The 23,910-nt window shown below is 41.2% G+C and carries 24 protein-coding genes; 20 read left to right on the top strand and 4 right to left on the bottom strand.

Annotated elements, in window-relative coordinates; genetic code table 11:
- Positions 1–13 precede the first annotated feature (13 nt).
- The 19 genes from QNI15_RS31660 to QNI15_RS31570 all read left to right on the top strand — a co-directional run bounded on the left by QNI15_RS31660 (position 14) and on the right by QNI15_RS31570 (position 17,179).
- Positions 14–1,057 carry a hypothetical protein gene (locus QNI15_RS31660; protein ID WP_314035754.1) on the top strand — a complete coding sequence of 348 codons (1,044 nt, stop codon included), beginning with the start codon at positions 14–16 and terminating at the stop codon, positions 1,055–1,057.
- Positions 1,058–1,511: 454 nt separating this feature from the next.
- Positions 1,512–1,688: a hypothetical protein gene (locus QNI15_RS31655; RefSeq protein ID WP_314035752.1), complete on the top strand. Its 177-nt coding sequence runs from the start codon at positions 1,512–1,514 to the stop codon at positions 1,686–1,688.
- Between the two features lie 399 nt (positions 1,689–2,087).
- The gene (locus QNI15_RS31650; RefSeq protein ID WP_314035750.1) at positions 2,088–2,315 is read left to right on the top strand and encodes a helix-turn-helix domain-containing protein; all 228 of its coding nucleotides are present in this window, start codon (positions 2,088–2,090) and stop codon (positions 2,313–2,315) included.
- Positions 2,316–2,482: 167 nt separating this feature from the next.
- Positions 2,483–3,046: a restriction endonuclease subunit S gene (locus QNI15_RS31645; protein ID WP_314035748.1), complete on the top strand. Its 564-nt coding sequence runs from the start codon at positions 2,483–2,485 to the stop codon at positions 3,044–3,046.
- Between the two features lie 4 nt (positions 3,047–3,050).
- On the top strand, positions 3,051–4,580 hold the full coding sequence (locus QNI15_RS31640; protein WP_314035746.1) for a type I restriction-modification system subunit M: 1,530 nt from the start codon (positions 3,051–3,053) through the stop codon (positions 4,578–4,580).
- 18 nt (positions 4,581–4,598) lie between these two features.
- A complete protein-coding gene (locus QNI15_RS31635; protein WP_314035744.1) occupies positions 4,599–5,939 on the top strand; it encodes a Fic family protein in 1,341 nt (446 codons plus the stop codon).
- Positions 5,940–6,108: 169 nt separating this feature from the next.
- Positions 6,109–7,383, top strand: coding sequence for a restriction endonuclease subunit S (locus tag QNI15_RS31630; protein ID WP_314035742.1), 1,275 nt, complete (start codon positions 6,109–6,111; stop codon positions 7,381–7,383).
- Between the two features lie 42 nt (positions 7,384–7,425).
- The gene (locus QNI15_RS31625) at positions 7,426–7,572 is read left to right on the top strand and encodes a hypothetical protein (RefSeq protein ID WP_314035740.1); all 147 of its coding nucleotides are present in this window, start codon (positions 7,426–7,428) and stop codon (positions 7,570–7,572) included.
- Between the two features lie 87 nt (positions 7,573–7,659).
- Positions 7,660–8,529 (top strand): hypothetical protein, encoded by an 870-nt coding sequence (locus QNI15_RS31620; protein ID WP_314035738.1) that lies wholly within the window; start codon positions 7,660–7,662, stop codon positions 8,527–8,529.
- Between the two features lies 1 nt (position 8,530).
- Positions 8,531–8,947 (top strand): hypothetical protein, encoded by a 417-nt coding sequence (locus QNI15_RS31615; RefSeq protein ID WP_314035736.1) that lies wholly within the window; start codon positions 8,531–8,533, stop codon positions 8,945–8,947.
- Between the two features lie 144 nt (positions 8,948–9,091).
- The gene (locus QNI15_RS31610) at positions 9,092–9,556 is read left to right on the top strand and encodes a hypothetical protein (protein WP_314035734.1); all 465 of its coding nucleotides are present in this window, start codon (positions 9,092–9,094) and stop codon (positions 9,554–9,556) included.
- Positions 9,528–10,493: a hypothetical protein gene (locus tag QNI15_RS31605; protein WP_314035732.1), complete on the top strand. Its 966-nt coding sequence runs from the start codon at positions 9,528–9,530 to the stop codon at positions 10,491–10,493. Before QNI15_RS31610 ends, QNI15_RS31605 begins: the two co-directional genes overlap by 29 nt.
- 182 nt (positions 10,494–10,675) lie before the next feature.
- Positions 10,676–13,909: a type I restriction endonuclease subunit R gene (locus tag QNI15_RS31600; protein WP_314035730.1), complete on the top strand. Its 3,234-nt coding sequence runs from the start codon at positions 10,676–10,678 to the stop codon at positions 13,907–13,909.
- Positions 13,909–14,610: a M48 family metallopeptidase gene (locus QNI15_RS31595; protein ID WP_314035729.1), complete on the top strand. Its 702-nt coding sequence runs from the start codon at positions 13,909–13,911 to the stop codon at positions 14,608–14,610. Before QNI15_RS31600 ends, QNI15_RS31595 begins: the two co-directional genes overlap by 1 nt.
- A gap of 278 nt (positions 14,611–14,888) precedes the next feature.
- Positions 14,889–15,308 (top strand): hypothetical protein, encoded by a 420-nt coding sequence (locus QNI15_RS31590; protein WP_313989888.1) that lies wholly within the window; start codon positions 14,889–14,891, stop codon positions 15,306–15,308.
- Between the two features lie 166 nt (positions 15,309–15,474).
- Entirely contained in the window at positions 15,475–15,729 is a 255-nt protein-coding gene (locus QNI15_RS31585; protein ID WP_314035727.1) for a hypothetical protein, read from the top strand.
- 273 nt (positions 15,730–16,002) lie between these two features.
- Positions 16,003–16,188, top strand: coding sequence for a hypothetical protein (locus tag QNI15_RS31580; RefSeq protein WP_313979795.1), 186 nt, complete (start codon positions 16,003–16,005; stop codon positions 16,186–16,188).
- A 78-nt stretch (positions 16,189–16,266) separates the two neighbouring features.
- Entirely contained in the window at positions 16,267–16,557 is a 291-nt protein-coding gene (locus QNI15_RS31575) for a hypothetical protein (RefSeq protein WP_314035724.1), read from the top strand.
- Positions 16,558–16,657: 100 nt separating this feature from the next.
- Positions 16,658–17,179, top strand: a complete 522-nt coding sequence (locus QNI15_RS31570) for an N-acetylmuramoyl-L-alanine amidase (RefSeq protein WP_314035722.1) — start codon at positions 16,658–16,660, stop codon at positions 17,177–17,179.
- A gap of 265 nt (positions 17,180–17,444) precedes the next feature.
- Here QNI15_RS31570 and QNI15_RS31565 read toward each other — a convergent pair whose 3' ends face one another.
- The 4 genes from QNI15_RS31565 to QNI15_RS31550 form a co-directional block, all read right to left on the bottom strand.
- The gene (locus tag QNI15_RS31565; protein ID WP_314035720.1) at positions 17,445–18,128 is read right to left on the bottom strand and encodes a porin family protein; all 684 of its coding nucleotides are present in this window, start codon (positions 18,126–18,128) and stop codon (positions 17,445–17,447) included.
- Positions 18,129–18,221: 93 nt separating this feature from the next.
- Positions 18,222–18,356, bottom strand: coding sequence for a hypothetical protein (locus QNI15_RS31560; RefSeq protein WP_314035718.1), 135 nt, complete (start codon positions 18,354–18,356; stop codon positions 18,222–18,224).
- Between the two features lie 1,195 nt (positions 18,357–19,551).
- Positions 19,552–20,709: a transaldolase gene (gene tal, locus QNI15_RS31555; protein ID WP_314035716.1), complete on the bottom strand. Its 1,158-nt coding sequence runs from the start codon at positions 20,707–20,709 to the stop codon at positions 19,552–19,554.
- Positions 20,710–21,462: 753 nt separating this feature from the next.
- On the bottom strand, positions 21,463–22,011 hold the full coding sequence (locus QNI15_RS31550) for a hypothetical protein (RefSeq protein WP_314035715.1): 549 nt from the start codon (positions 22,009–22,011) through the stop codon (positions 21,463–21,465).
- A 189-nt stretch (positions 22,012–22,200) separates the two neighbouring features.
- Between QNI15_RS31550 and QNI15_RS31545 the strand changes: the two genes are divergently transcribed.
- The gene (locus QNI15_RS31545) at positions 22,201–23,877 is read left to right on the top strand and encodes a glycerol-3-phosphate dehydrogenase/oxidase (protein ID WP_314035713.1); all 1,677 of its coding nucleotides are present in this window, start codon (positions 22,201–22,203) and stop codon (positions 23,875–23,877) included.
- The last annotated feature ends 33 nt before the right edge of the window (positions 23,878–23,910 follow it).

Below are 23,910 nucleotides of genomic sequence, written 5' to 3'. Positions count from 1 at the left end.
CTAATTTTTTATTATGTCCCTGATTCAACATCCGTCATCATCTGCCCTGCTGGGCAAGCAATCCCAGCCTGTGAATCTGATTCAGCAAGCTCAATCGCGTATCACAAACCTGCTCGAATGGTTTCAACAAAACAACCTTCCGGCTCAGTTGACCGTAGCCAAAAAATACCAGATCTATGCCCAAACGCTGATGGAAGGGCTGCAGGCTATTCCGCAACAAAGTGAAAGTTTGATTTACAATATGCAATCTCTGCAAGCGGACTACGGTGTACTCATTACCCAGATGTACAAGCATGCCAATGAGGAGATTGCCTCTCGTGCTCCGGCTCTGGAGGTGTTTGCCCGTACACAAGGCGATGAAATCACCAATCGGCTTTTGTTTGTGCTCATCAAGTATTTTACCGAATCGATTACTATCAAACAGTCGCTAACTGTGAAACAAACCACTGCCATGGCAAGTATGGTACAGGTAGACTTTCGGGATCTGTCGCTGACCGATGTGCTCTTATGTCTTCGCAATACCCAGAGTGGCAAGTATGGGCAACTCTATGAGTCGTTTGATTTTGTGAAGCTGGGTGAATTTCTGCGAAAATACCGAAAAGAGAAAGAAGAGGTGAAAGCCCAGAAACACAAAGATCTGAAGTATTCACAGAGTTCTATTCTGTTTGACATTGTGAGCAACCTGGACAAAGCCCCTGAACAGTTCAGAGAGCCTTTCCAAAGCCTGTCGGCTCAAAAGATTGCCCAAAAGTTGTCAACAGAACAGGATACCCACTCAGCTACACCCGACAGACCCGCGATAGGCGTAGACCTGGACGCAGTGTTTGCAGAAACAGGCAAACCTACTTCCAAACTACCTCGTCCCAAGCCATTGACAGAGAGCGAAAACCGCCAGCGAATTATAGCTGAACTGACGCTGTATATGGATCATATGACAGAAGCGGAATTCCTCTACTATGTGGATTACTATGAAACCTATCGACAACCCGAACTGGTCGAATGGCTCAAGGTAGAGTGGAAGAAGGTGCAGGAGAAACAGAAAACCAAAGCATCGTAAACAGGCTGGCAAAATGTCGATTCTAGCAACAATGATTCCGATACCCTGTAGGGGCAATCACGCCCAAACATTTCCCCTCCGAACGATTGGGAATATGCCAAACCAATGTAGGGGCGCACCCACGTGTGCGCCCAGTTTCCCACAGACCCGGTTTAGGTTTATAAACCAACGTCGGGAAATGTAGGGATGCCCCTTGCGGGTACCCGTGTTTCCCACAACGAATGCCTGGGATAAATCCGAAATCGTCGTCTAACAGACCCAAATCATTCGTGAATGGAAACCGGGCAGGGGCAAGCCCAGCCAGTACAATATCGGAAATGCACAAACGCGGTCTGTGGGAATCAGGGCGCACCTGTGTGTGCCATGTTTCGTGTAGCAAATGGTTGGATTGGCGAATTACCATTGTGAAATGTAGGGGCGATTGGCAGATCGCCCTGGTTCGTGCAGACACGGCATGGGATACATCCGAAATGATGGTCGGAATAGCATAATCATTCGGCGGGGAATCAGGGTGACCGCCAGTCGCCCCTACGATATCGGATTACCACAGACATTGTTTGCGGGAAACCGGGCGCACACATGGGTGCGCCCCTACATTGGTTCGGAAAAATACCTATGTGTTGGATGGTAACAATCAGGTGATTTGCCATATGTGAACAGAACTCCGGTCACACAGAAGAAATATCCGAAGTATGGTCAACAGCCGTGATTGATCGGAACTATGGTCAAAATGGTAATCGCTGACTGAGTGAACAGAAAAATGTTCAGCAAACGAAGTGAACAGAAATCGAATCACTTTGTAAAATGACTGGAACTCTGTTCGCTTTTGGTTTTGACCATACTTCCGGTCGCTTTTTGTTTTGACTGGTATTCCAGTCACTTTCCAGAAATATTCGAACTCTGTTCATTTTACAGAATGACCATACTTTTAGTCAACTTATTGGCTGACCATAGTTCCAGTCACCAACCTGCATGACCATACTTCCGGTCAGCAGAAAACAAATACATACGAAACCAAACCAGCATTACAATGAACCTAAAAGACATCAGCGAACGCATCCGCCTCTTTCGAATGGACATACTCAACCTTTCTCAACGTGAATTTGCTCAGCGAATGGGAGTAGCCCAGGGCAATCTGTCTTCTCTGGAAAAAGGCCACCAACTACCAAGCTGTTTCTTTCTCTGGTGCCTGCATGCCACCTATCAGGCTAATGTGCATTGGTTGTTTACGGGAGTGGGGGAGCCAGTGGTGAAGTAATAAGTCTTAATTTTGATTAAAGCTCTGAGCCAATTATCAGAGCTTTTGTTTATTGCTTACTATTTTGATCCTATAAAGTTGATTTTTGTATTTTGAAAAACTCTACAAAAATATTTCTTGCTTTTGTAATGCTATTATGTTAGTTTTGAAATTAGAAAGCCTCTACAATGATAAAAAAAATAAAAATAGCGGACTTTACTGAAATTAGGTTTGGATTATATGAGCAATCCAGTCCTACTGGAGAGGTAGCATATTTACAGGTAAAGCAATTTAATGAAGAAGGGGTGATGGTAAGACCTCCTGATGAATTTATTGAATTAACACCAAAGAATCAAACACATATATTGCTGGATGGAGATATATTGTTTGCAGGAAAAGGGAATCGATTGGTAGCCTGGTGTTACAGACAGATAGATAAACCTGCAATCGCCTCTTCCATATTCTTTGTCTTACGTCCTGACCTTACAAAGGTGTATCCGGAATATCTGGTAGCCATATTAAATGCTCCTTCCAGCAAAGAAGCTTTTCGGCAGATTGGCGCAGGGACTAATATCTTGTCTATTCGTAAGTCGGAATTAGGGGCTTTTGAAGTCCCTCTTCCAGCCCTGGAGCAGCAACAGAAAATAGCAGCTCTGGCTGCCATACATCAACAGGAAATCGTATTGGCTGAACAACTCATTCAGCAGAAAAAACAATTATATACCGCTGTAATCAGCCAACTTGTAAAGTAACTATATGGAAAAGAAACTAACCCAGAAAGAGATTAATAATATTGTTTGGAAAGCCTGTGATACCTTTCGGGGTACCATTGATGCTACCCAATACAAAGATTACATCCTTACCATGCTGTTTGTAAAATATGTAACAGACGTATGGAAAGACAAGCGGGCTGCATATGCTGAAAAATACAATGGTGATGAAGTGCGTATCGAACGTGCCTTGCGCAACGAACGTTTTCAGGTTCCTGCCGAATGTACGTTTGACTACCTGTTTGAACAGCGCAACGAAAACCATCTGGGTGAACTAATCAATATTGCACTCGAAAAGCTGGAAGATGCCAACCGGAGCAAGCTGGAAAGAGTATTTCGTAATATTGACTTTAACAGCGAAGCCAATCTTGGGCAAACGAAAGATCGGAACCGCCGCTTAAAAAACCTGCTCGTTGACTTCTCTGCCTTAGACTTGCAACCTTCGCATCTGGAAGGAAATGACATTATCGGGGATGCCTATGAATACCTGATTGCACAGTTTGCCAGTGATGCAGGTAAGAAAGCCGGTGAGTTTTATACGCCTGGCGAAGTGTCAACGCTGTTGGCAAAACTGGTAGATCCGCAACCTGGCAACCGTATTTGTGACCCTACATGTGGTTCTGCATCCTTACTGGTAAAAGTAGCCAGAGAAGTTGGGAGCAATAACTTTTCGTTATACGGTCAGGAAAACAATGGCAGCACCTGGGCATTAGCCCGGATGAATATGTTTCTGCATGAAATGGACAATGCAGAGATTAAGTGGGGCGATACATTAAACAATCCGCTGTTGCTGGAAGGTGACCATCTGATGAAGTTTCATATTGTGGTTGCCAACCCACCTTTTTCGCTCGATAAATGGGGAGCTGAAGACGCAGTAGCTGATCAGTACAACCGTTTTCACCGGGGCATTCCTCCCAAGAGCAAAGGGGATTATGCCTTTATCACCCACATGATTGAAACTACCTATGAGGACATTGGCAAGGTAGGTGTGATTGTGCCGCATGGGGTACTGTTTCGGGGAAGCAGTGAAGGAAAAGTACGGGAACAACTAATCAAGGAAAACCTGCTTGAGGCTGTAATCGGCCTGCCTGCTAATCTCTTTTTTGGTACGGGTATTCCTGCTGCGATTCTGATTTTCAACAAAGGCAAAGGCAACAACAAAGATGTATTGTTTATTGATGCCAGCCGTGAATACCAGGAAGGCAAAAATCAAAACCGTTTACGGGAAGACAAAGACATTCCACACATTGTCAATACCTATAAGGCTTTTAAAACAGCGACTCCATTGACTACGGATACCGGCATGGTAATCGAAGATAAATATGCCTACCGGGCTACGTTGAAGGAGATCGAAGAGAATGACTATAACCTGAACATTCCACGCTATGTAGATACGTTTGAAGAAGAGACACCTATCGATATCAAAGCTACCCAGGCGGAGATTGAACGGTTAAAGGATCAGCTAGCGGATGTAGAAAAACAAATGAGTGCATACTTAACCGAACTGGGATTCTAATACCGGCTTGTACTGAATATGGCATTTACAGATAAACTCGCAGAGATCAACAGGCTACAGCAAACCATAGAAGAGGCCGGGAAAATACCGGATGAGGTATGGCGCAAGATTAACTATAAGTTTCGGCTGGAGTGGAATTATACCTCCAACCAGATGGAAGGCAATAGCCTTACCCGTCAGGAGACCCAGAGCATTATGGTAGGCAACATTACTATAGAGGGAAAGCCCCTGAAGGATGTGCTGGAAATGAAAGGCCATGATGATGCCATTCAGTCTATTATGAAAATAGGACGTGGTGAGCTGAATATCTCTGAAACGCGGATACGTGAGTTGCATAAGGCTATTATGTATGAAGAAAGCGAAACGGAACGGCTCAAAATAGGCCGCTGGAAGGAGATTGGTAATCATATTTATAACCACAAAGACGAGCGGTTTGATTTTACCCCTCCGCATGAGGTACAAGACGCCATGCATAAACTGATTAACTGGCTCAATGCAGAAAAAGAAAAGATTCAGCGTAACCAGTCTGACGCTTTGCATCCGGTCTCTATAGCCTTTCAGTTCCACTTGCGGTACCTAACCATCCATCCGTTTTACGATGGCAATGGCCGCACCGCCCGCATCCTGACCAACCTGATTCTGATTAGCTACGGCTTTCCACCCATTTATATTAAGGATCAGGAAAAGAAGAGCTATTACCGGTATTTATCAGAAGTGCAAACTTACGGTGCCCCTGAAGATTTATTCTACGAACTCATGGCTGACTACCTACTCCGATCTATGCAACTGGTTCTGGATGCGATTGAAGGCAAGTCAATTGAAGAGCCGGATGATGTTTTGAAGGAGATATACTTGTGGAAGAGTCAATTAAATCCGATAGATGTCGAGATGCTGAATGATGAATCCGTAATCAGATTGTATCATTCTAGCTTTGATTCTTTTCTAGTTCAATACCGAGAGAAAATGGAAACTGCTTTTGGGGATTTGTTTACGGAATGGATAGAGGGCGGGCAAGTAAATAGAGAGGGGCAACAGGGTTTGGGTAAACAATACATTGATGAATTTATGGCTCGGCTTGCCAAAGGACAGGTGCGACCAGAATATGGTCGGTCTAGCGTTTCATCTATCGCTTTAAGTCTGGAGATGAAAGGTTTTAAGAAGAATGGTCGAAACCCATTTGGCATATTTGTACGTCTGGAAATTGAAATGGATCGCTATAAATATCAGATAAAGTTTGAAAATAAAGTTCTGGCTGAACGACTTTACTCGGAAAATTTTTCAGAAGAAGATCAACAAGAACTGATTAGCCAAATATTGAAAACTACGTTTGAACAAATCAAGCAGCAGGTGCAAGGATAGTATGTCGGTAGATAATATGTTAACATACTTGCTTTTACAATAACATACCTAAAGTTAATATGAAAGAATAGAGGATAATACATTGATTACCTGAGATATACAGATTACTAGGGATACGATTGCCCTACAGGCAAATTTTAATTAATGACCCACAATAGTATACCGCCATATGAATACTGAATTACAACTAAGTCTGTTTGAAAGTACAGAGAAGAAAACTAACTATAAACATACACCTTTAGGATGGATACCAGAAGAGTGGCAAGTAAAGGAGCTTATTTCAGTCTCATTAAATGGTACACAAAACGGGTATTATAAAGGAAAGGAGTTCTACGGTAGAGGCTATGAAATGGTACATATGACAGAAGTATTTGCTAGAGAAAAAATAGAAAATGGAGGTATGTCATTAGTGGATTTAGATGAAGAAGAACTTAAACGATTTTCTTTAAAAGAGGGAGATTTACTTTTTGCGAGAAGATCTTTAGCTCTTGAGGGTGTTGGTAAGTGTATTGTTGTTGGTAAGATATCTTCACCTATCACATTTGAATCGTCTATCATTAGGGTGAGCCTGAAAAAAGACGTGATAGAGGCTTTATTTGCATATTATTATATTTCGAGCATCAGAGGTCGCATAGAAATGCTCAGATTGGCACGACAAGTGGCCGTATCTGGAATTACAGGCGAAGACCTAAAGCGTTATAAGATACTTATACCACCTCTTCCCGAACAACGCAAAATCGCCGCCATCCTCTCCACCTGGGATGAGGCTATCACCCAGACTCAGCAACTCATTGCCCAACTGCAACAACGCAACAAAGGCTTGATGCAGCAGTTGCTTACAGGGAAGAAGCGATTGCCAGGGTTTGAGGGAGAGTGGCGGAAACTGCATCTTCACGAAATAGCAAAAGAAGTTGTTCTTAAAAACAGAGAAGGAAAAGATCTAATCGTTTTATCCTGTACGAAATATGATGGGCTGGTTCCGTCTTTGGAATATTTTGGAAGAAGAGTTTTTGGCAGTGATACCAGTACCTATAAAGTTGTACCATTACATCATTTTGCTTATGCTACTAACCACATAGAAGAAGGTTCAATAGGATATCAAAGTAGGTTTGAAGAAGCGTTAATAAGTCCTATGTATACTGTCTTTAAAACTAATGGGCAAGTTTATGACGATTACCTTTTTAAACTTTTGAAATCACATCAATACATTCATGAGTATCAAAAGCGAATGGAAGGATCTATAGATCGTCGGGGTGGTTTGCGATGGGATGAATTTTCGAAAATCATAGTCCACCTTCCTGATACAGCAGAGCAAGTTGCCATCGCAGCATTATTAAACCAAGCTGATGATGAGGTGAAACTTTACGAACAGAAGCTTGCAGCCTTACAACAACAGAAAAAAGGACTAATGCAAAAGCTGATGACAGGTCAGGTAAGAGTCTGAACAGGATTAAGAGATTAAAGGATTTCAGGATAAAAAAAAGCTTTGAACAAGATTAAAAAGATTACAGGATGGACAGGATTTATCAGTGTACAGAATGTATTCCTGTCCATCCCGCAATCCTTTAATCATGTTCAAGAATATTTCATCTTGTTCAAGAATCTGACAACAACAGAAAAAGGAGCCATTTAAAACTGCTGATAGATAAAAGTGAAAACGTAATAAGCTAGAAATTCTTCCAAAAAATATATCTACAAATCAACTTAGTAGTACATATCAATGACAGAAATATCTTTCCTGTTTTGGAATATTAAGGATCAGAGTGAACAGTCTTCTTCTTTTATAGGAGCCTTCGCAGAGATGCTAAAGGAGGTGAATGCAGGAATCGTCTGTCTGGCAGAAACGAATATCAGTGATGCTTGGATGCAAACGTCTGGATACAAACTTATCAGCGAAACGCATCGGGAAAGTCGAAGGAGTTCAAATGTAAAGAAATGGCTGAAAATATACGCCAAGCCAGGTATTCGATTATTGCCTCTTGCCGAGCCTTATGGCAATGGTGAATTATTGGCTACTCAGCTGGAAGTAGAGAAAAAAAGATTTATCATTATGGGAGCACACTTATTGTCTCAAAAAACAAGTCCTACTCCTGCAAGCCGGTTTGATCGTTCTATAGATTTAAGAAATTTTATCGAAGGGTTAGAGAAGCATCCTAACCTGTCTACTCAGGGAACACTGGTTTTTGGAGATTTTAATATGAATCCCTACGAGCCCGCATTTACATCAACCCGTGGGTTTTTCGCGATTGACTTATGGCAGCCTTTTCCACGAAGAATGCAAAATTATCCGTATTTTGTTAATCCCACTCCTGCTCGCTTCGGATCACAAATAAACAATGGTACTATCGAGCCTGGAGGTACCTATTATTTGAGAAACAAGCGGTTTAATACACCTGATGAGTTTGTATGGAATATGCTGGATGGATTGTTCTTCAGGCCTTCTATGGTTAAGTATTATGTGGCAGGTTCTCCATTGACTATTATCACAAAAACGCAATCTCACCAACTTTTTACACACGATTTGATTCCGCCTATTGATACTGAGTATTCAGACCATTTACCTATTACTTTCACCTTTAACTTTCACTGATATGACCGACTTCTTTGCAAAATATGATAAATCAACCAGTGAAACCACTGTTGAAAAAATTCTCCTGGATTTGTGTAAATCCATTGATACGCGCTGGGCAAAATACCAGATCACTGCCGACTTGGTTACAACTACTGGTAATTGGGAGGGAAAATTAACCCGCGCCATACATTTATCAACCCCTATGGGAGCCACATATTACATATATAGATTTATTGAACTTGAGCAACCTGTAGATAAAGAATTTCCCATACAGGTGCGGGCATTCCTCAACCCAGCACAAGATTTCGGAACGGCTGATGACCCAGAGACTCTGACATCTATCTTGGTTGACATCATGGGTGATCCCAGAACCAAGATTGTGGAATCACATCTGAAACAGATACCAAAAGATCGGGATGAGGACGAAGGATTCTAAGTGTGTTTATAGTGAAGCTAATCCTGTAATCCCGAAATCTTTTAATCTTGTTCAAGAATCGAATCTTACAGCAACAAAGAAAGGAGTCATGTAAGAACTGCTGATAGATAAAAGTGAAAATGGAACTATGAAATCATTACGCACATGAATATCAACCAACGCCAAAACATTCTCAATTGGATCGAGACACTACAGAAAATAGACGTACTTGATGCAATAAGTAAACAGTTTCCAAAGGAAGCAGATGCTAATAAAATTGAGTTTGGAAATTATCGCGCACCTGAATTTGTAATTCAGTATCAGAGAATGCTGGATCAGTTAAAAGAAGAATTGTTAAATGGCTTGGGACTGTTCTTACCTGCAAGTTATAATTACCCAAATGATTTTGGAAATGTGAATCTGGAAAATGATTTGAGCAATATTCAAAACTGGATTAATCAGAAAAACTTTGCTCAGGTTGCTCTTATGGTTGATAAACTCATCTACTATCAAATTTCACACGGCTTTTGGAATAAACCAATTTCTAAACCAGAGGGTACAAAAACAGATTCCAAGAAAATATTGGGGGAGCAAGAAAATATTGGGGGAGCTAGAAGTAATATCTGCTAAACTAAATTCTTATATAGATCAAGCTCAAACTTTAACAGAAGAATTTAATCGCTCTATTCAATCTGCTAACCAATTTCTATCGACAAAACAACAGGAATTTGATGTGCTTTCGGCCAACCAACAAACCTCTAATAATCTGGTTCAGGAAATACAGGGCTTACTAGGCGAGGCCAAAGTGAAAGAAGCTAATCTGACAAATATTCTGGATAACCAAACCAAACGCATAACCGAAATAGAGACCAAGCAGAAGGAAGAACAAATACACTTTGAAGAGTATAAAAAAGAATCAAAAGCACTTTCTTCTGAATTAGAAGAGCAAATTACAGCTACTACCCATACATTAAACCAAGTGGTTGATAAATTAGCTGAGTTTAAAAAGCTGGATGAATATCTTACTACCAAAAGGGCAGACATAGAGAAACTAGCTGGTTTTGCAGCGGATTCATCTTTAGGACACAGCTTTGAAAAACGTCAAAAAGAACTTACTACTTCTTCCTATACATGGCTTATTATATCGATAGTTTTAATGGTAGGAACAGGGATTTGGTTGTCTTTGGTATACATGAATCCTCTTTTTAAGCCTAATACAGGAAACATCTGGCTAGATGTAGTATTGTATGCAGTCAAATCAGCCATTGCCTTTGTTATTCTCGGCTTTGCAGTAAGGCAATATTCCAGGGAACGAAGTTTACAGGAAGAATATGCCTTCAAACGTGCTGTTGCTGTAACCATTAATGCCTACGCAGATCAGCTTCAAGGGGAGTTAGACGAGGATCGGCGTAAACTTATAATGAACACTGTCGAAAAGATGTATCTGCAACCTCGCATTCATTCTGAAACTAGTGGGGGGCTTTTAGGTTTACGTTCAAAAGAAACCAAAGAGCTATTGGTAAAAGTACTGGATGAAGTGAAAGAGCTAAAAAATGGAAAATCTTGAAATGCAGTACTTATAAAAACGCGCAAGGCTCGGTGTATATCGCAATACATCGAGCCTCGAAACTCATACTTCCGATCATTGGTAAGATGAGCACTATAAAGATGGCAGAATTATGCTGATAAAGCAAGAGGCTAATTAAAAGAAGTTTAGAAGAAGATTTACAAGAGAACATACACTAGCCAATGGAAAATCCATCCTTCCTTGAGGATCACATTTCACAAATACCCGCCCTTCAGTTATTGATGAAGCTGGGCTATCAGTACCTTACCCCCGACCAGGCACTGGAGGCTCGGGGAGGGCGTAACTCCAATGTGTTGCTCGAAACCATACTCAAAGAGCAGCTTACAGCTATCAACAAGATTGAGTACAAAGGCAAGGAGTTTCCGTTTAGCGATGCCAATATCAATACCGCCATTCTGGCTCTGCGTGATCTGCCCTTGCAAGATGGATTTATGGCTGCCAATCAGGCATTCTATGACTTGGTGACGCTCGGGAAGAGTCTGGAGCAAACCGTGCTGGGAGACAAAAAGAGCTTTTCGTTTCAGTACATAGACTGGGAGCATCCCGAAAACAATGTATACCATGTCACCGAAGAGTTTTCGGTGTTGCGTTCCGAACGGGCTGATACCTACCGTCCGGATGTGGTGTTGTTTATCAATGGCATTCCAGTGGTAGTAATCGAGTGCAAGAGCCCAAAGATCAAACATCCAATGGATCAGGCCATTGAGCAGCATCTTCGCAATCAGCAGGATGATGGCATCCGGTCACTCTACTACTATTCCAATCTAGTGCTTTCTATGGCTGTCAATGAAGCCCGGTATGCGACTACTGCTACTGCCAAAGAATATTGGAGTGTCTGGAAAGAGCAGTTTGTAAACGAACGGGACGAACAAGCCTATCTGCATACCTTACAGCAGATCAAAAATACACCACTGCCCAACACCGAACGCACTGTATTGTTTAACGAGCGGTTTCGATATGTGCTCCATTACTTTAACCAACTGGAGCTGGAGGACCTTACGGTTACTGAACAGGATAAGTTGCTATACAACCTCTGTCGAAAAGACCGGCTACTGGATCTGATGTATCACTTCATCCTCTTTGATGATGGCATCAAAAAGATTACCCGCTATCAGCAATATTTTGCTGTAAAGCGTACTCTCGAACGCATCAGCAAGGTACAACCCAACGGAAGGCGACAAGGGGGCGTTATCTGGCATACACAGGGCAGCGGCAAATCCCTGACAATGGTCATGCTGGCTCAGCTTATAGCGATGCATCCGGATATCAAAAATCCGAAAATCGTGCTGGTCACTGACCGTGTAGATCTGGACGATCAGATCACTGAAACTTTCAAAAAGTGTGGCAAGCCTGTCCTAAATGCTGCTACTGGTGAAAAGCTGGTAGAATTGCTGAAAAGCAATGGGGATGCCATCATTACTACTATAATCAATAAATTTCAGTCGGCTGTCAGCAAAGCTCCGGATGCCTTTACCAGTTCGGATATATTTGTACTGGTAGACGAAAGTCACCGTACACAATACGGTACCTTCAATGTAAAGATGCAAAAAGTGTTTCCACAGGCGTGTTATATTGCCTTTACAGGTACCCCACTGTTGAAAAAAGACAAGAGCACAGCCGATAAGTTTGGAGGCATCATTCCGGGCACGGTATATACCATTGCCGATGCCGTAGAAGACAAAGCAGTAGTTCCCCTTTTGTATGAAGGCCGCCACAATATCATGGAGGTCAATGCCAAACCCATGGATGCCTTTTTTGACCGGGTTTCTGAACCTTTGACAGATTATGGAAAAGCCTCTCTGAAACGAAAGTTTTCTGCAAAGAATAAGATTGTTCAGTCAGCCGCCTTTATTGAAAATACTGCATGGGATATTGTCAAACATTTTACTGACAACATTCAGGGAACAGGATTCAAAGGCCAACTGGTAGCCCCCAACAAACTATCAGCACTCCGTTACCGGGAAGCCCTTAACGAAATAGATCGTGTATCGGTTGAGGTACTCATCTCAGGCCCCGACGACAGAGAAGGGGAAGAGGACGCTTTTGAAGAAAGTAATGATAAAGTGAAAGTCTTTTATAAGGCGATGATGGATAAATACGGCAATGCAGAAAAGTATGAAAAAGCCATCATCAACAGTTTTAAAAAACAGGATCATCCGGAAATCATCATTGTAGTAGATAAACTGCTAACGGGCTTTGATGCTCCCCGGAATCAGGTATTGTATCTGACCCGTAATCTGAAAGAGCATACTTTACTGCAGGCTATTGCCAGAGTAAACCGTCTGTATCCGGGCAAGGATTATGGCTATATCATTGACTATTACGGCAACCTGGAAAATCTGGACGAGGCATTGCATACGTACTCGGCATTGGAAGAATATGATGCCCAGGAAATCGCAGGTACGCTTACCAATATTGCCAAAGAAATAGAAAAACTTCCGCAGGCACATTCTGATTTATGGGATGTCTTTAAAGAAATTAAAAACAAATACGACGAACCTGCTTACGAAGAGTTGTTGGCAGATGAAGCGAAACGACACAGCTTTTATGATAAGTTATCTTTCTATGTGCGGATTCTGAAGCTGGCCCTATCCAGTATAGATTTTAATAACAACACAGCTGAAAAGCAGATTGAAAAATATAAAAAAGATGCTGAGTTCTTCCTGGCTTTGCGAGTATCTGTGAAAAGAAGATTCTTTGATGAAATAAATTATAAAGAATATGAACCACAAATACAGAAGCTGATCGATAAGCACATTACAACCGATGGACAGGTATTGAAAATAACAGATCTGGTAAATATTTTCAATAAAGAAGAGCGACAGGCCGAACTGGAAAAGATCACAGGCCAGGCAGCCAAAGCCGATCACATTACCAGTCGAACCATGAAGGCTATCAGCATCAGTATGAACGAAGATCCGGTTTATTATAAAAAGCTATCAGAACTGATCAGGCAAACCATTGAAGACTATCACCAGCAACGGATCACAGAAGCGGAATATCTGCTGCGTGCCAAAGACTTCGAAAACCGATTCTTTGATGATCGCCGGGATGATATTCCAGCTAGCCTTAAAGATAACCCAACCGCCATTGCTTTTTATAACTTAGCAACTGAAGAACTGAAAGAAGGTTTGTCTGCAAAAACCAATAAGGTTACTATTGCGACAGAAATAGCTATGGGCATTGACAATGTTGTAAAAGCCAATGTATTTGAAAAAGGTTTTCCGGTAATTGACTGGCAAAAAAACAATGATGTAAAAGGCCGGATTAAGATTGGAATGGATGATTGGTTGTTTGAGCTCAAAGATAAATATGTGTTAGATGTAAACCTTACGCAGATAGACCAGTTAATAGAAGCATGCCTTAAGGTTGCTGAAATAAAATACAAGAACTAATGCAGCATCAGTTAACATTCGGAAGCAGACAAATTGACTTTACGCTATACTATAAAGAGCGGAAATCCCTTACTATACGAGTTCATCCAGATGCAACAGTGGAAGTCATTGCACCACTACATACCAATGATCAAACCGTATTGGAGAAGATTAGAAAGAAGGCTCCCTGGATACTCAAGCAAATAGATCACTTTAATTCCTATAAGCCAGGCACTCCGGCAAGAAGATTTATCAATGGAGAAACACATCTTTACCTGGGACGGCAGTATCGGTTAAAAGTAGTAGCTGATACAAATGATGTTATAAAAGCGTATCGGGGGCAATTATGGATACATGCAAGGAATTTAACTCCTATGGCATTAGAGCAGCAATTAAACATATGGTACAGAGAAAAAGCTACTAGAGTATTTCACGAATTACTACAAGAAGTGTTACCTAAATTCACAAAATACAAAGTAGCATCCCCTCAGTTACTAGTGCGTACTTTATCCAAACGTTGGGGCAGTTGTACACTTTCAAACAAGATTATTCTAAATATAGATCTCATAAAAGCTCCTAAAAGTTGTATTGAGTATGTACTTGTCCACGAACTCTGTCATCTCATTCACCATAATCATACAAAAGCATTCCAGAACTTATTAAGTAGCATAATCCCTGACTGGGAAGAACGAAAAAAAAGGTTGGAATATATGCTAGTATAATCCACTGGATTAAATACTTACAATAAAGCAAATCCTTATTTAGGCTTGGATATGAGCCTTTGGTTTTATCGACATTTTCATAGTAGAAATCCTGACCATAGATCGGATGATCCGAACTATGGTCAGTTTCGTATTGTCCAAATCCCGATCTTTGTATCACTCATCCGGTCAGAAAAAGACAACGCAACCGCAATTTTTTACTCTGTCCATTCTTCTGTATCCGGCTATTTTTTCATCTATTTTTTAACCATTTTTTTCATCTAACCCTTTTTAAAACTATGGCACTTAGTGTAGCCCTATTAACCTCACGAGCTGATTGTGACAAAGTCCTTAACGAGCTGTCAGACATCAAAGGCAATCTGGAATTCCGTCAGATCTCCCTGACACGTAGTAAAGACAATGCAGCCGACAGAGCCTCTACCATCGATGCCGATCTGGCAGCTGCCGAAGCAGAAGTTACCTCGCTGATTGCCATCATCGCAGCCCTTCCCGAAAGTGCCACCAAAACCGAGATGGAAAACCGGAAGGTACGTGCCGATTATCGGTTGTTTACGTTGCAACAACGGAAGGCACAGTTTGGGACTACGGCTGTGATTCTGTATGAATCCGAGTTGGGAGAGATCGAACAGCGTTTGTCTGTGATTGATGGTTCCATGAATGACGTTACCGTTCGTAAAGCTGCTTTGCCAGCAGGCTAAGCGGATAGGCAACGAGTATACGCAGAGGCAGCGTAGACAATAGTCGCATAAAGAATAGATTGGTGGTTTTGGGAAGCAGTTCGGTCAGTTGACCAGCTGCTTCTTTTGTAACCGTTCGGTTGTGTCTAGCTGATTCTGCTTTGTTTCACTCTTTATTCATTATTTTATGAAAGTACTGATTCTGATTTCGGCGTTGTGTTTTGTGGTGGGTTTGGCTAGTGGCTTGTTTGTGGAGCATCATTTCAATCCAGCGGAAGTATACGAGTGTGAGGTGATTGACTACAGCCAGATCGAAAAGATTGTGGCGAAACAGGTTGCCAGTCATCCGGTGCAGATGCTGGATGTAGAAAAGATAAAACATGTACGCCAGTTTACGTATGCGCCTGTGTTTTGTGTGAGAGATACCTGTAAAGGACCGTGAATCATTGTAGGAGTAATCACTGTGTAAGGGATTGTTTCTCTTTTTTTCTCAAAAAGACCCTCCTTTTTTGTACTCCTGAAAGGAACTCGTTGCAAGACCGGCGACCTTTCCGACTGGAGATTATTTTCTTTCTCAGAAAACAAACGCAACACTATTTGTCACAAGATTCTTTCAGAAGGACAGGGACGAAAGAGTGATTCTTTCAAAAGAACAGCCAGAGGAGATGTTCCTTTGAAGAGGACAGAAAGTAGTATTACTTAATCTTAAAACCACATGGCAAAATCGATATACGACTATATCCAGTTTGTGCTAAACAACTGGAAAACATCTACCCTTGGGCTCTTTACTTTTTCAGGATACCTGCTCTGGATGATCAACCGGATCGATACCCAATCGTTTGTATCACTCCTGGCTTTTATCTCTACTGTCGGATTCTTCTCGATGCGAGATCCTAAATAATACTTCAGAAGGCGAATAACCGTCCTCTGATTTTTACCCTTCTTACATATCAGTAAACCTCTAACAAACCCTACCAAAATGACTAGTGCAACTACTGCCGTTCAACCAATTTGTGAATCCAATCTGACTGTTGATAACATCTGTTTGACCCTTGCCAAAGAACAGTTAGCCTTTGAGAAAAAGCTGCTTGAAAACGAAATCCAGCGCCTGCAATTATTGCTTGAAGATACCCAGCTACAGCTGGAAATGCTCAAAGAACAAAACGAGGAGCTGGACGGTGAAAACCAGGATCTACATATGGAAGTATCTGAACTAAAAGACGAAATCATTGACCTGATGGAAACAGTGGAAGATCTGATGGACGTGTAATCACTCAAATGATGAATCACTCAAACGATCATTCTGGTTGCTCAACGATCAGAATGATCGTTTTCCTCCAACATTCCTTCACCAGCTAAATCACCCAACCATGAAATTTCAATACTTAATCATTCACTGCACCGCTACACCCGCCGGACGCTGGGTATCTGCCGAAGACGTCAAAAAATGGCACACCAAACCCAAGCCTTATGGCAACGGCTGGAAACAAGTAGGCTACTCAGATTTGATCCTGTTAGATGGCTCCCGTCACCAGTTCGTCAAACACAACAACGACCAGATTATTGACTCCTTCGAGATTACCAATGGGGTAGCAGGCATCAACTCTATCTCTCGTCATTTGTGTTATGTAGGTGGCCTGGACTCTTCTCACAAAGCACCATTGGATAGTCGGACGCCTCAACAGATCTCGACCATGCTCGATATAATAGGGGAGGTGTTAGGCTATGCACCCAATATCAAGATTGCCGGACATAACCAGTTTGATAACAAAGGCTGTCCGTCTTTCTTCGTCCCAACATGGCTTAAGCAGCTAGGTATTCCCGAACACAACATCGAGTGGCGCGATCCGTTTGGCTATGAACGGTATTTTAAGCAGGCCTGGAAGCGATAAACATGGGGTCTTTGAGAGAAGAGTAAGATACAAGTAGCTTGGTGACCTACTTTTCTTTTGTACAAACATAACTGAAGAAGTCGGTGGAAGAAATGTATCAGAACAATAAATAAACATAGGTAGCAAGATTTGTCAAAAATTAACCAGCGGCTATACTCTTTTCAAAAGTATAGCCGCTGGTTAAAAGACCCACAGTATCATTCAGGATGGCTCATGTATCATAAGTATAAACAGATGCGTTGAAACCTGGCTGATATGTTGTGTGTTAAAAACCGAATCCTACATAAATCTGGAAGACGCTGTTTTTAGAGTCTCTTAGCAACCGACTGGCATTGGTAGAACCATTCAGGCTGATCCCTCCATCTTTTCCTACCTCACGTAAACCATAGTTATAACGGAATCCCAGTGTAGCTCCCTTCAGATCAAAACCGAGACCTCCAGCCAGACCATAATCAATGCTATTGAATTTGTCTTTATTCAATTCGGTTACCCCATCTATCGATCCATCATCGTCTACATCTTTTATATTCACATTCGTCAGAAAGGCCGCATACGGACCGGCGTGAATGTTGAGAGGGCCCAGATTTACCATCAACAGAATAGGTACCTGAATATATCCCAGGTTGAAACGGTACTTACCACTGCCCTGTAAAAAATTGCTATACTCGGTTTCAGAGCCTACCAGTGTATATAAAACCTCAGGCTGTATGGATAAAACTTCTCCTGCAATGGGTGCCTTTAGAAATACGCCTGCATTGAATCCGGGTTTAATCTTTTCGTCTCCGACTTCTGTTTTATAAAAGTTGGAAAGGTTAAGTCCCCCCTTGATCCCAAATTTTACTCCATCTGCTTCTTGTGCATAGGAATAGGTACTCACACTTAACAAGGCGAGCAAACTGAAAGTTAGATGCTTAAACGCCTGTTGTTTGATTGCAAAAAGATTTTTCATGCTGGTTGTGATTAGTTAGTATAAGTAAACTTAGTTGTTGTAGCGATTGATTGTATATCAGTCAGATCATACAGCGTATAGGTATGTTTCGTTTTACATACCTGGGCAATCTGTTTTCGCTTTACCAGTACCACAGTAGGCCATGCTGGTAAAGTTTACGTCCATATCTATATATCCTATTCCGTCTGTTGAAAACACATCTGCAGAAAGCAGGAACTTTATTTTCATACTGAGATCTCAGGAAAGCAAATCGAATGAGTCAGTGAGTACAAAATTTGTGAATTGCTACATAAGTGAGAGGGTGTAGTGTTGGGAGTATGCCAGTATGCATACTATTTCTTCCAAACATTGGTAGTAGAAAAGAAAGTAAAAAAAGTTATCAGCATCGCAATAACTCTTTCTTGGGATTTTCTATGGACATTACTTTTATCTTATCTCATTTTTATCTCACATACTCTTCTGATTTTATAGAGTCCACGTAGAGAACCCATAGTCGCAGAAGTATTAGTAAAGACATACTATGCTAACAAAGAGAATCAACTACAGTTTGTCAGTTAGCTTTTACAACAAACGGTACAATATATATGTGATAAAACAGTGCCACCAAATCAGCTGGTAATTGAGAATCAGTATTCTATGTGGTAAATACTTAAACTGATAAATAGGTGTTTTGTGCAGAAAGTCTTCTTTATACACTTTCTCTCAAAAAGTATATTGCGTTTTATGCTCAGATGACCACAATTGACAAAAATACATACTTGCGTAGGGTGTGGCAAATACCATAATACACTTCTTTGGTACAAGTGATAGTTGTTTATATATGTTGAGGTACAGTTTTTACAGAGAACAGGTAAAATAATGTGTAGATTTTTAGTCCGGAATTAATTTCTCATCAGAGACTTTATGCTACATGTTTTTTTGTTGAGAAAATTTTTGCAGTTATATCATATACTTTGTCTGCTTAACTTCTAACTTCAGTAATCAGACATGCCACATATAACAGTATGATTGTTTGAGTAGGAATAGGATCTCAGATAAGCCTGGGAAAACTAACAACAAGATTAGATTTCAATTCCCCTTCCTGTGGCCGCCATAATTGGTACATTGATATCTTTGTTGCTGGTCATTCCAAATATCGCAGTTGTATGAACGCTGGTGGGAGGCCAGAATTACATGGTCGATGGGGATATTTATGACTTTTCTAGAGTAATAAAAATAGAAAGATCAGACTATCTTAGTCTGATCTTTTTGTTGATTCCGGATATAGTTATTCTTCCCGGAATTTAGTTTACAACCGGCTGTTTACAAACTGACCAGGGGTCTAGATTTATTTTTACAAGATCTTTTAACTCTGTATACTCAAAAGGCTTCTCAAAAGCACCCTAGATAGCAATAGTAATATAGGATAGTCTGCCAGGCAGGTTTACAAACCAGCCGTTTGAGTGGCGAACTGCTCACGTTTTTCTTCCAGCCCTTTCATCAACTTCTCAAATGGGTCATTGAATTTGTAAATACCTTCTTGTTCTAATTGAGCTGCGATAGTTTCCAAATCGATTCCTAGCTCTGGTAAACGGGCAAGTAAGGATTTTGCTTGTTCAAGATTATCTTCCAGACGTATTACGGGCTTTCCATCTGCCCGGTAAATCTGTAACGTTTCCAACGGAACTGTATTAACTGTTTTGGGACCAATCAGTGATTCAACGTATTTGAGTGGGGAGTAGAGAGGGTTTTTATTACCTGTGCTAGCCCATAACAATCGTTGCGTGGCTGCTCCTTTATCCATTAACTCCTGAAAACGCATGGATGAAAATACTTCTTTATAAACGCGGTAGGCTGTTTTGGCACTGGCAATGGCTACTTGACCCAACATTTCCTGAGCAAGTGCTCCTTTTTCACCACCTGACTGGACTATCTTTTCCAATAATGGATCTAGTAGCAAATCAATCCGGGAAAGAAAGAAGCTGGCTACTGATGAAATGCCATCAATTGGTTTACCACTGGCGGCACGTGCTGCCAGTGCTGCTATGTATGTTTCTGCTACAGCCCGATAACGCTCCACACTAAATAATAAAGTGACATTTACATTAATGCCTTCGGTCAGAAGCGTTTGAATGGCAGGTAGTCCTTCTTCTGTCCCTGGTACCTTAATCATCAGGTTAGGACGGTTAACGGCTTTCCATAAACGTCTGCCTTCTTCAATCGTACCCTGTGTATCATGTACCAGCGTGGGGGCAACTTCCAGGCTTACATAGCCGTCGGTACGATTGTTATCCGGATCATTATACACAGGAAGAAAAGCATCACAGGCTCGTTGTACATCAGCTACAGCCATGGCTTCGTATATCTCTTTGGTCGTATGCTCCTGTTGAGTGAGCTGACGAATATTATCATCGTATTCATTACTGCCTGTCATAGCTTTTTCGAAGATAGCCGGATTAGAAGTCATTCCACGCAAACCGTCTTCATCAATAAGCTGTTGCAGATTGCCATCTCTCAGGAGCTGGCGGTTAATAAAGTCTAACCAGATGCTCTGACCTAGTTCATTGACCTGTACCAATGGATTTAACGTATTCTTTTTCATTTCATTTGTTGGATTTCATTACAAAAAGCTGGATATAGATTCTGCTATACCCATTTATTTTATTTTCTGCTATCGGGATAGTGAATAAACCTATAATAAATCAGCATTCCTTTCCTGAATAGAATACGATTTTGAACACTGACCCACACAATGGCTTATCTCAAAACTATAGGTGAATTTTAAATGGAAAAGAGAAGTGAGAGAATGAGATTGACTGAAGCTGAAGAATAAAATTATACATAACTATCTGTTACTCATAAATAAGCATGCCTGTTGCAACCTCAGGAATTTGTTTTTACTAAAAGAGGACAGCGATAGGTTGATGTATCTCTTCTGATTTTCTACCAAACAAATTCAGAAACGAGGCTGACAGACTTTTAAGGGAATAATTTGACGTGCTAACAGGAAAGAGGCAGGCCGAAAGTGATTTAAATTGTTTTAATCCCTAGTAACATATTGTATCAACCAGGCAGATACTTTACCTGGTAGCAGCATTGTAAACTCTATTGTACCTAATTAAAAGTGAGATAATTACTGACAGTGAGATAATAAGGTACATATAGTGTCAGATCTGCCCCAACAAGGGCTTAGATTGAAAAATGGTAATTTTGTCTCAACACAGTATTGACATTTGCCATTGTCTGTTTCAGATTCATACTGGCATTTGTATAAAATGAAATAGTACAGTTCTTTCAAATGAATTTAAAGAACTGTACAAACATATACGATCATGAAAGGTAATTCCCGCAGATATTATTCACTTGGATCGAAATCAAAATCCGCGCCATCATTCACACTAGGCGTCGTGCTTATATTCATCACAGTTTCTCCCTGACTGTTTTTGCGAATGACATAATAATACTTTTGCGTTTTTAATTCGTCTGCATGTGCATCACGTTTGAAGTTTTTACTGGGTGCGCAGGAATAATAGCCACGCATAGTGCCTGATAGAGGGCGAATGGTAAATGTACCTTCGGACTCATTGAAGGTGACATTACCTGTATTGAAGGTAAATGCCTGCGTGCGACAGTTGTAACTCGTGGCTGCATTGATAACATAGAGTTCATATTTTCCATTGGGCTTGAAATAAAATACCATCCCTTGTTCAAATGCTTTTCCTCCATAGGACCCATCATAGTTTTCGAAGTCATTGAGTGAGAAAGAACCTCCAAATGCCCACTTGCCTTTTACATTGGAAGGAATAGAAGTTCCAGGACCTGGGTCGTCTGAGGAGTTGTTTTTGGTACATGCAGATGTAGCCAGCGTAAGTAAGGTCAGGAAATTTAAAAATAATTGTTTCATAGTGTAAGTGTTAAATGATTACTGAGCCAAAATTGCTGCTCAATGATCTTACTTGCACTGTTATTCGGTTGAATTGATAGTATTATTACATGAATTGAAGTGACTATGAGGAAATTGTAGCTAGTGAATTGCATTGAATATATCAATAGAATAGTTACCTTCGATTATCCGGATAATAGCTAATTGATCATGTCTGAATTCTTTTCAACTCAAAACAGAGCCCGATTTATTGAACAAATGTGCCAAAAGCCTCTTGATCTTTTGGTGATTGGTGGGGGCATTACAGGTGCAGGAATTGCGTTGGATGCAGTGACACGGGGCATGAGAACAGGATTGCTGGAAATGCAGGATTTTGCAGCGGGTACATCAAGCCGGTCAACCAAGCTGATACATGGTGGATTGCGTTATTTAAAGCAGCTTGAAATTAAGCTTGTGGCTGAGACTGGCAGAGAGCGTAAGATTGTCTATGAGAATGGTCCACATATTACCAAAGCAGAACCTATGTTACTGCCTTTGGTGAAAGATGGTTCATTAAGCAAATGGAGTGCCTCGCTGGGACTGGCTGTATATGACTGGCTGGCGAAAGTTCCGGTATCAGAAAGAAGACGGATGTTATCTGTTGAGGAGACGAAGACGATGGAGCCATTGCTTGACAATAGTTCCCTAATTGGGGGGGCTCATTACTATGAGTACCGGACAGACGATGCCCGACTGACCATAGAAGTATTAAAAGAAGCAGTTGACAGGGGAGGGAGGGCCGTAAATTATATGAAGGTGATTGACTTCCTATATAAAGACAAAAAGATTGCCGGGGTTGTGGTGGAAGATCAGTTGACAAATGACAAACATGAAATATATGCTCAGGTAATTGTAAATGCTACCGGCCCCTGGGTAGATACGCTGGATGTATTGAATGATACAACAAAAGGAGAGAAGCTGTATTTAACCAAGGGTGTACATATTGTAGTAGCACAATCCCGGTTGCCTATCCGGCAGGCTTTGTATTTTGATACACCAGATGGACGAATGGTATTCGCTATACCCCGTGCCGGCAAAACGTATATTGGTACTACAGATACTCCTTATAAAGGAGAGACAGCACATCCTCATATGACAAATGAGGATCTGACCTATCTGCTGAATGCTGTCAATCATATTTTTCCATCTGTTCAACTGGTAGCAAGTGATGTAGAATCACATTGGGTGGGGCTGCGGCCACTGATTCGGCAGACAGGAAAAGGTCCTTCTGAAATTTCCAGGAAGGATGAAATATTTCAGTATGAATCCGGGTTGATTTCAATTGCAGGAGGAAAGCTGACAGGATATCGGAAGATGGCAGAACGGATTGTGAATCTGGTAGCGATTCGTTTAAGGCAGAAGGAGGGACGTAAATTTACTGCTTGCCAAACACATAACTTGCCTGTATCCGGAGGAAATGTTGGAGGGTCAACAGGGTTTGAAAACTTTGTAAAGGAAAAGATGCAGCAAGGGGTTTTACTGGGATTAACTGCTGGTGAATCCGAAAAACTGGTACGTATGTATGGGTCTAATGTGGGACAGGTATTTTCATACTTACAAAACTGGAAAGTGGAAAGTGCTGCTTATGGGCTGACACCTGTACTGTTTGCTCAGTTGCAATATGCATTGAATCATGAAATGGTTGTGACACCTGCCGACTTTTTTATACGACGTACAGGGGCTCTATATTTTCACATTGACTGGGTACGCAATTGGGAAACTGTTGTGTGGACGTATCTGATGAATGAATTGAAATGGAGCAAAGAAAAGGCTATAGAATACAGACAACAAATGCGAGAGTTGATTCAGGAGGCAGAAGGAGAGGCTCTGGTGAAGAACACCAAATGAGGAGTTATATAGTACTACTATATAACTCCTGAA

The organism is Xanthocytophaga flava (assembly GCF_030068545.1).
Classification (GTDB): domain Bacteria; phylum Bacteroidota; class Bacteroidia; order Cytophagales; family 172606-1; genus Xanthocytophaga; species Xanthocytophaga flava.
Note: the sequence above shows the minus strand (reverse complement) of the source record. Positions and strands in the feature narration are given on the sequence as shown.

Excerpts from the sequence above, each read along its gene's own strand:
- tal (WP_314035716.1), bottom strand. The coding sequence starts at position 20,709 with ATGAAAAAGAATACGTTAAATCCATTGGTACAGGTCAATGAACTAGGT.
- QNI15_RS31575 (WP_314035724.1), top strand. The coding sequence starts at position 16,267 with ATGACTAGTGCAACTACTGCCGTTCAACCAATTTGTGAATCCAATCTG.
- QNI15_RS31640 (WP_314035746.1), top strand. The coding sequence starts at position 3,051 with ATGGAAAAGAAACTAACCCAGAAAGAGATTAATAATATTGTTTGGAAA.
- QNI15_RS31635 (WP_314035744.1), top strand. The coding sequence starts at position 4,599 with ATGGCATTTACAGATAAACTCGCAGAGATCAACAGGCTACAGCAAACC.
- QNI15_RS31615 (WP_314035736.1), top strand. The coding sequence starts at position 8,531 with ATGACCGACTTCTTTGCAAAATATGATAAATCAACCAGTGAAACCACT.
- QNI15_RS31600 (WP_314035730.1), top strand. The coding sequence starts at position 10,676 with ATGGAAAATCCATCCTTCCTTGAGGATCACATTTCACAAATACCCGCC.
- QNI15_RS31580 (WP_313979795.1), top strand. The coding sequence starts at position 16,003 with ATGGCAAAATCGATATACGACTATATCCAGTTTGTGCTAAACAACTGG.
- QNI15_RS31595 (WP_314035729.1), top strand. The coding sequence starts at position 13,909 with ATGCAGCATCAGTTAACATTCGGAAGCAGACAAATTGACTTTACGCTA.
- QNI15_RS31620 (WP_314035738.1), top strand. The coding sequence starts at position 7,660 with ATGACAGAAATATCTTTCCTGTTTTGGAATATTAAGGATCAGAGTGAA.
- QNI15_RS31590 (WP_313989888.1), top strand. The coding sequence starts at position 14,889 with ATGGCACTTAGTGTAGCCCTATTAACCTCACGAGCTGATTGTGACAAA.
- QNI15_RS31550 (WP_314035715.1), bottom strand. The coding sequence starts at position 22,011 with ATGAAACAATTATTTTTAAATTTCCTGACCTTACTTACGCTGGCTACA.
- QNI15_RS31545 (WP_314035713.1), top strand. The coding sequence starts at position 22,201 with ATGTCTGAATTCTTTTCAACTCAAAACAGAGCCCGATTTATTGAACAA.
- QNI15_RS31655 (WP_314035752.1), top strand. The coding sequence starts at position 1,512 with ATGGGATACATCCGAAATGATGGTCGGAATAGCATAATCATTCGGCGG.
- QNI15_RS31560 (WP_314035718.1), bottom strand. The coding sequence starts at position 18,356 with ATGAAAATAAAGTTCCTGCTTTCTGCAGATGTGTTTTCAACAGACGGA.
- QNI15_RS31650 (WP_314035750.1), top strand. The coding sequence starts at position 2,088 with ATGAACCTAAAAGACATCAGCGAACGCATCCGCCTCTTTCGAATGGAC.
- QNI15_RS31645 (WP_314035748.1), top strand. The coding sequence starts at position 2,483 with ATGATAAAAAAAATAAAAATAGCGGACTTTACTGAAATTAGGTTTGGA.
- QNI15_RS31565 (WP_314035720.1), bottom strand. The coding sequence starts at position 18,128 with ATGAAAAATCTTTTTGCAATCAAACAACAGGCGTTTAAGCATCTAACT.
- QNI15_RS31630 (WP_314035742.1), top strand. The coding sequence starts at position 6,109 with ATGAATACTGAATTACAACTAAGTCTGTTTGAAAGTACAGAGAAGAAA.
- QNI15_RS31660 (WP_314035754.1), top strand. The coding sequence starts at position 14 with ATGTCCCTGATTCAACATCCGTCATCATCTGCCCTGCTGGGCAAGCAA.
- QNI15_RS31585 (WP_314035727.1), top strand. The coding sequence starts at position 15,475 with ATGAAAGTACTGATTCTGATTTCGGCGTTGTGTTTTGTGGTGGGTTTG.
- QNI15_RS31610 (WP_314035734.1), top strand. The coding sequence starts at position 9,092 with ATGAATATCAACCAACGCCAAAACATTCTCAATTGGATCGAGACACTA.
- QNI15_RS31570 (WP_314035722.1), top strand. The coding sequence starts at position 16,658 with ATGAAATTTCAATACTTAATCATTCACTGCACCGCTACACCCGCCGGA.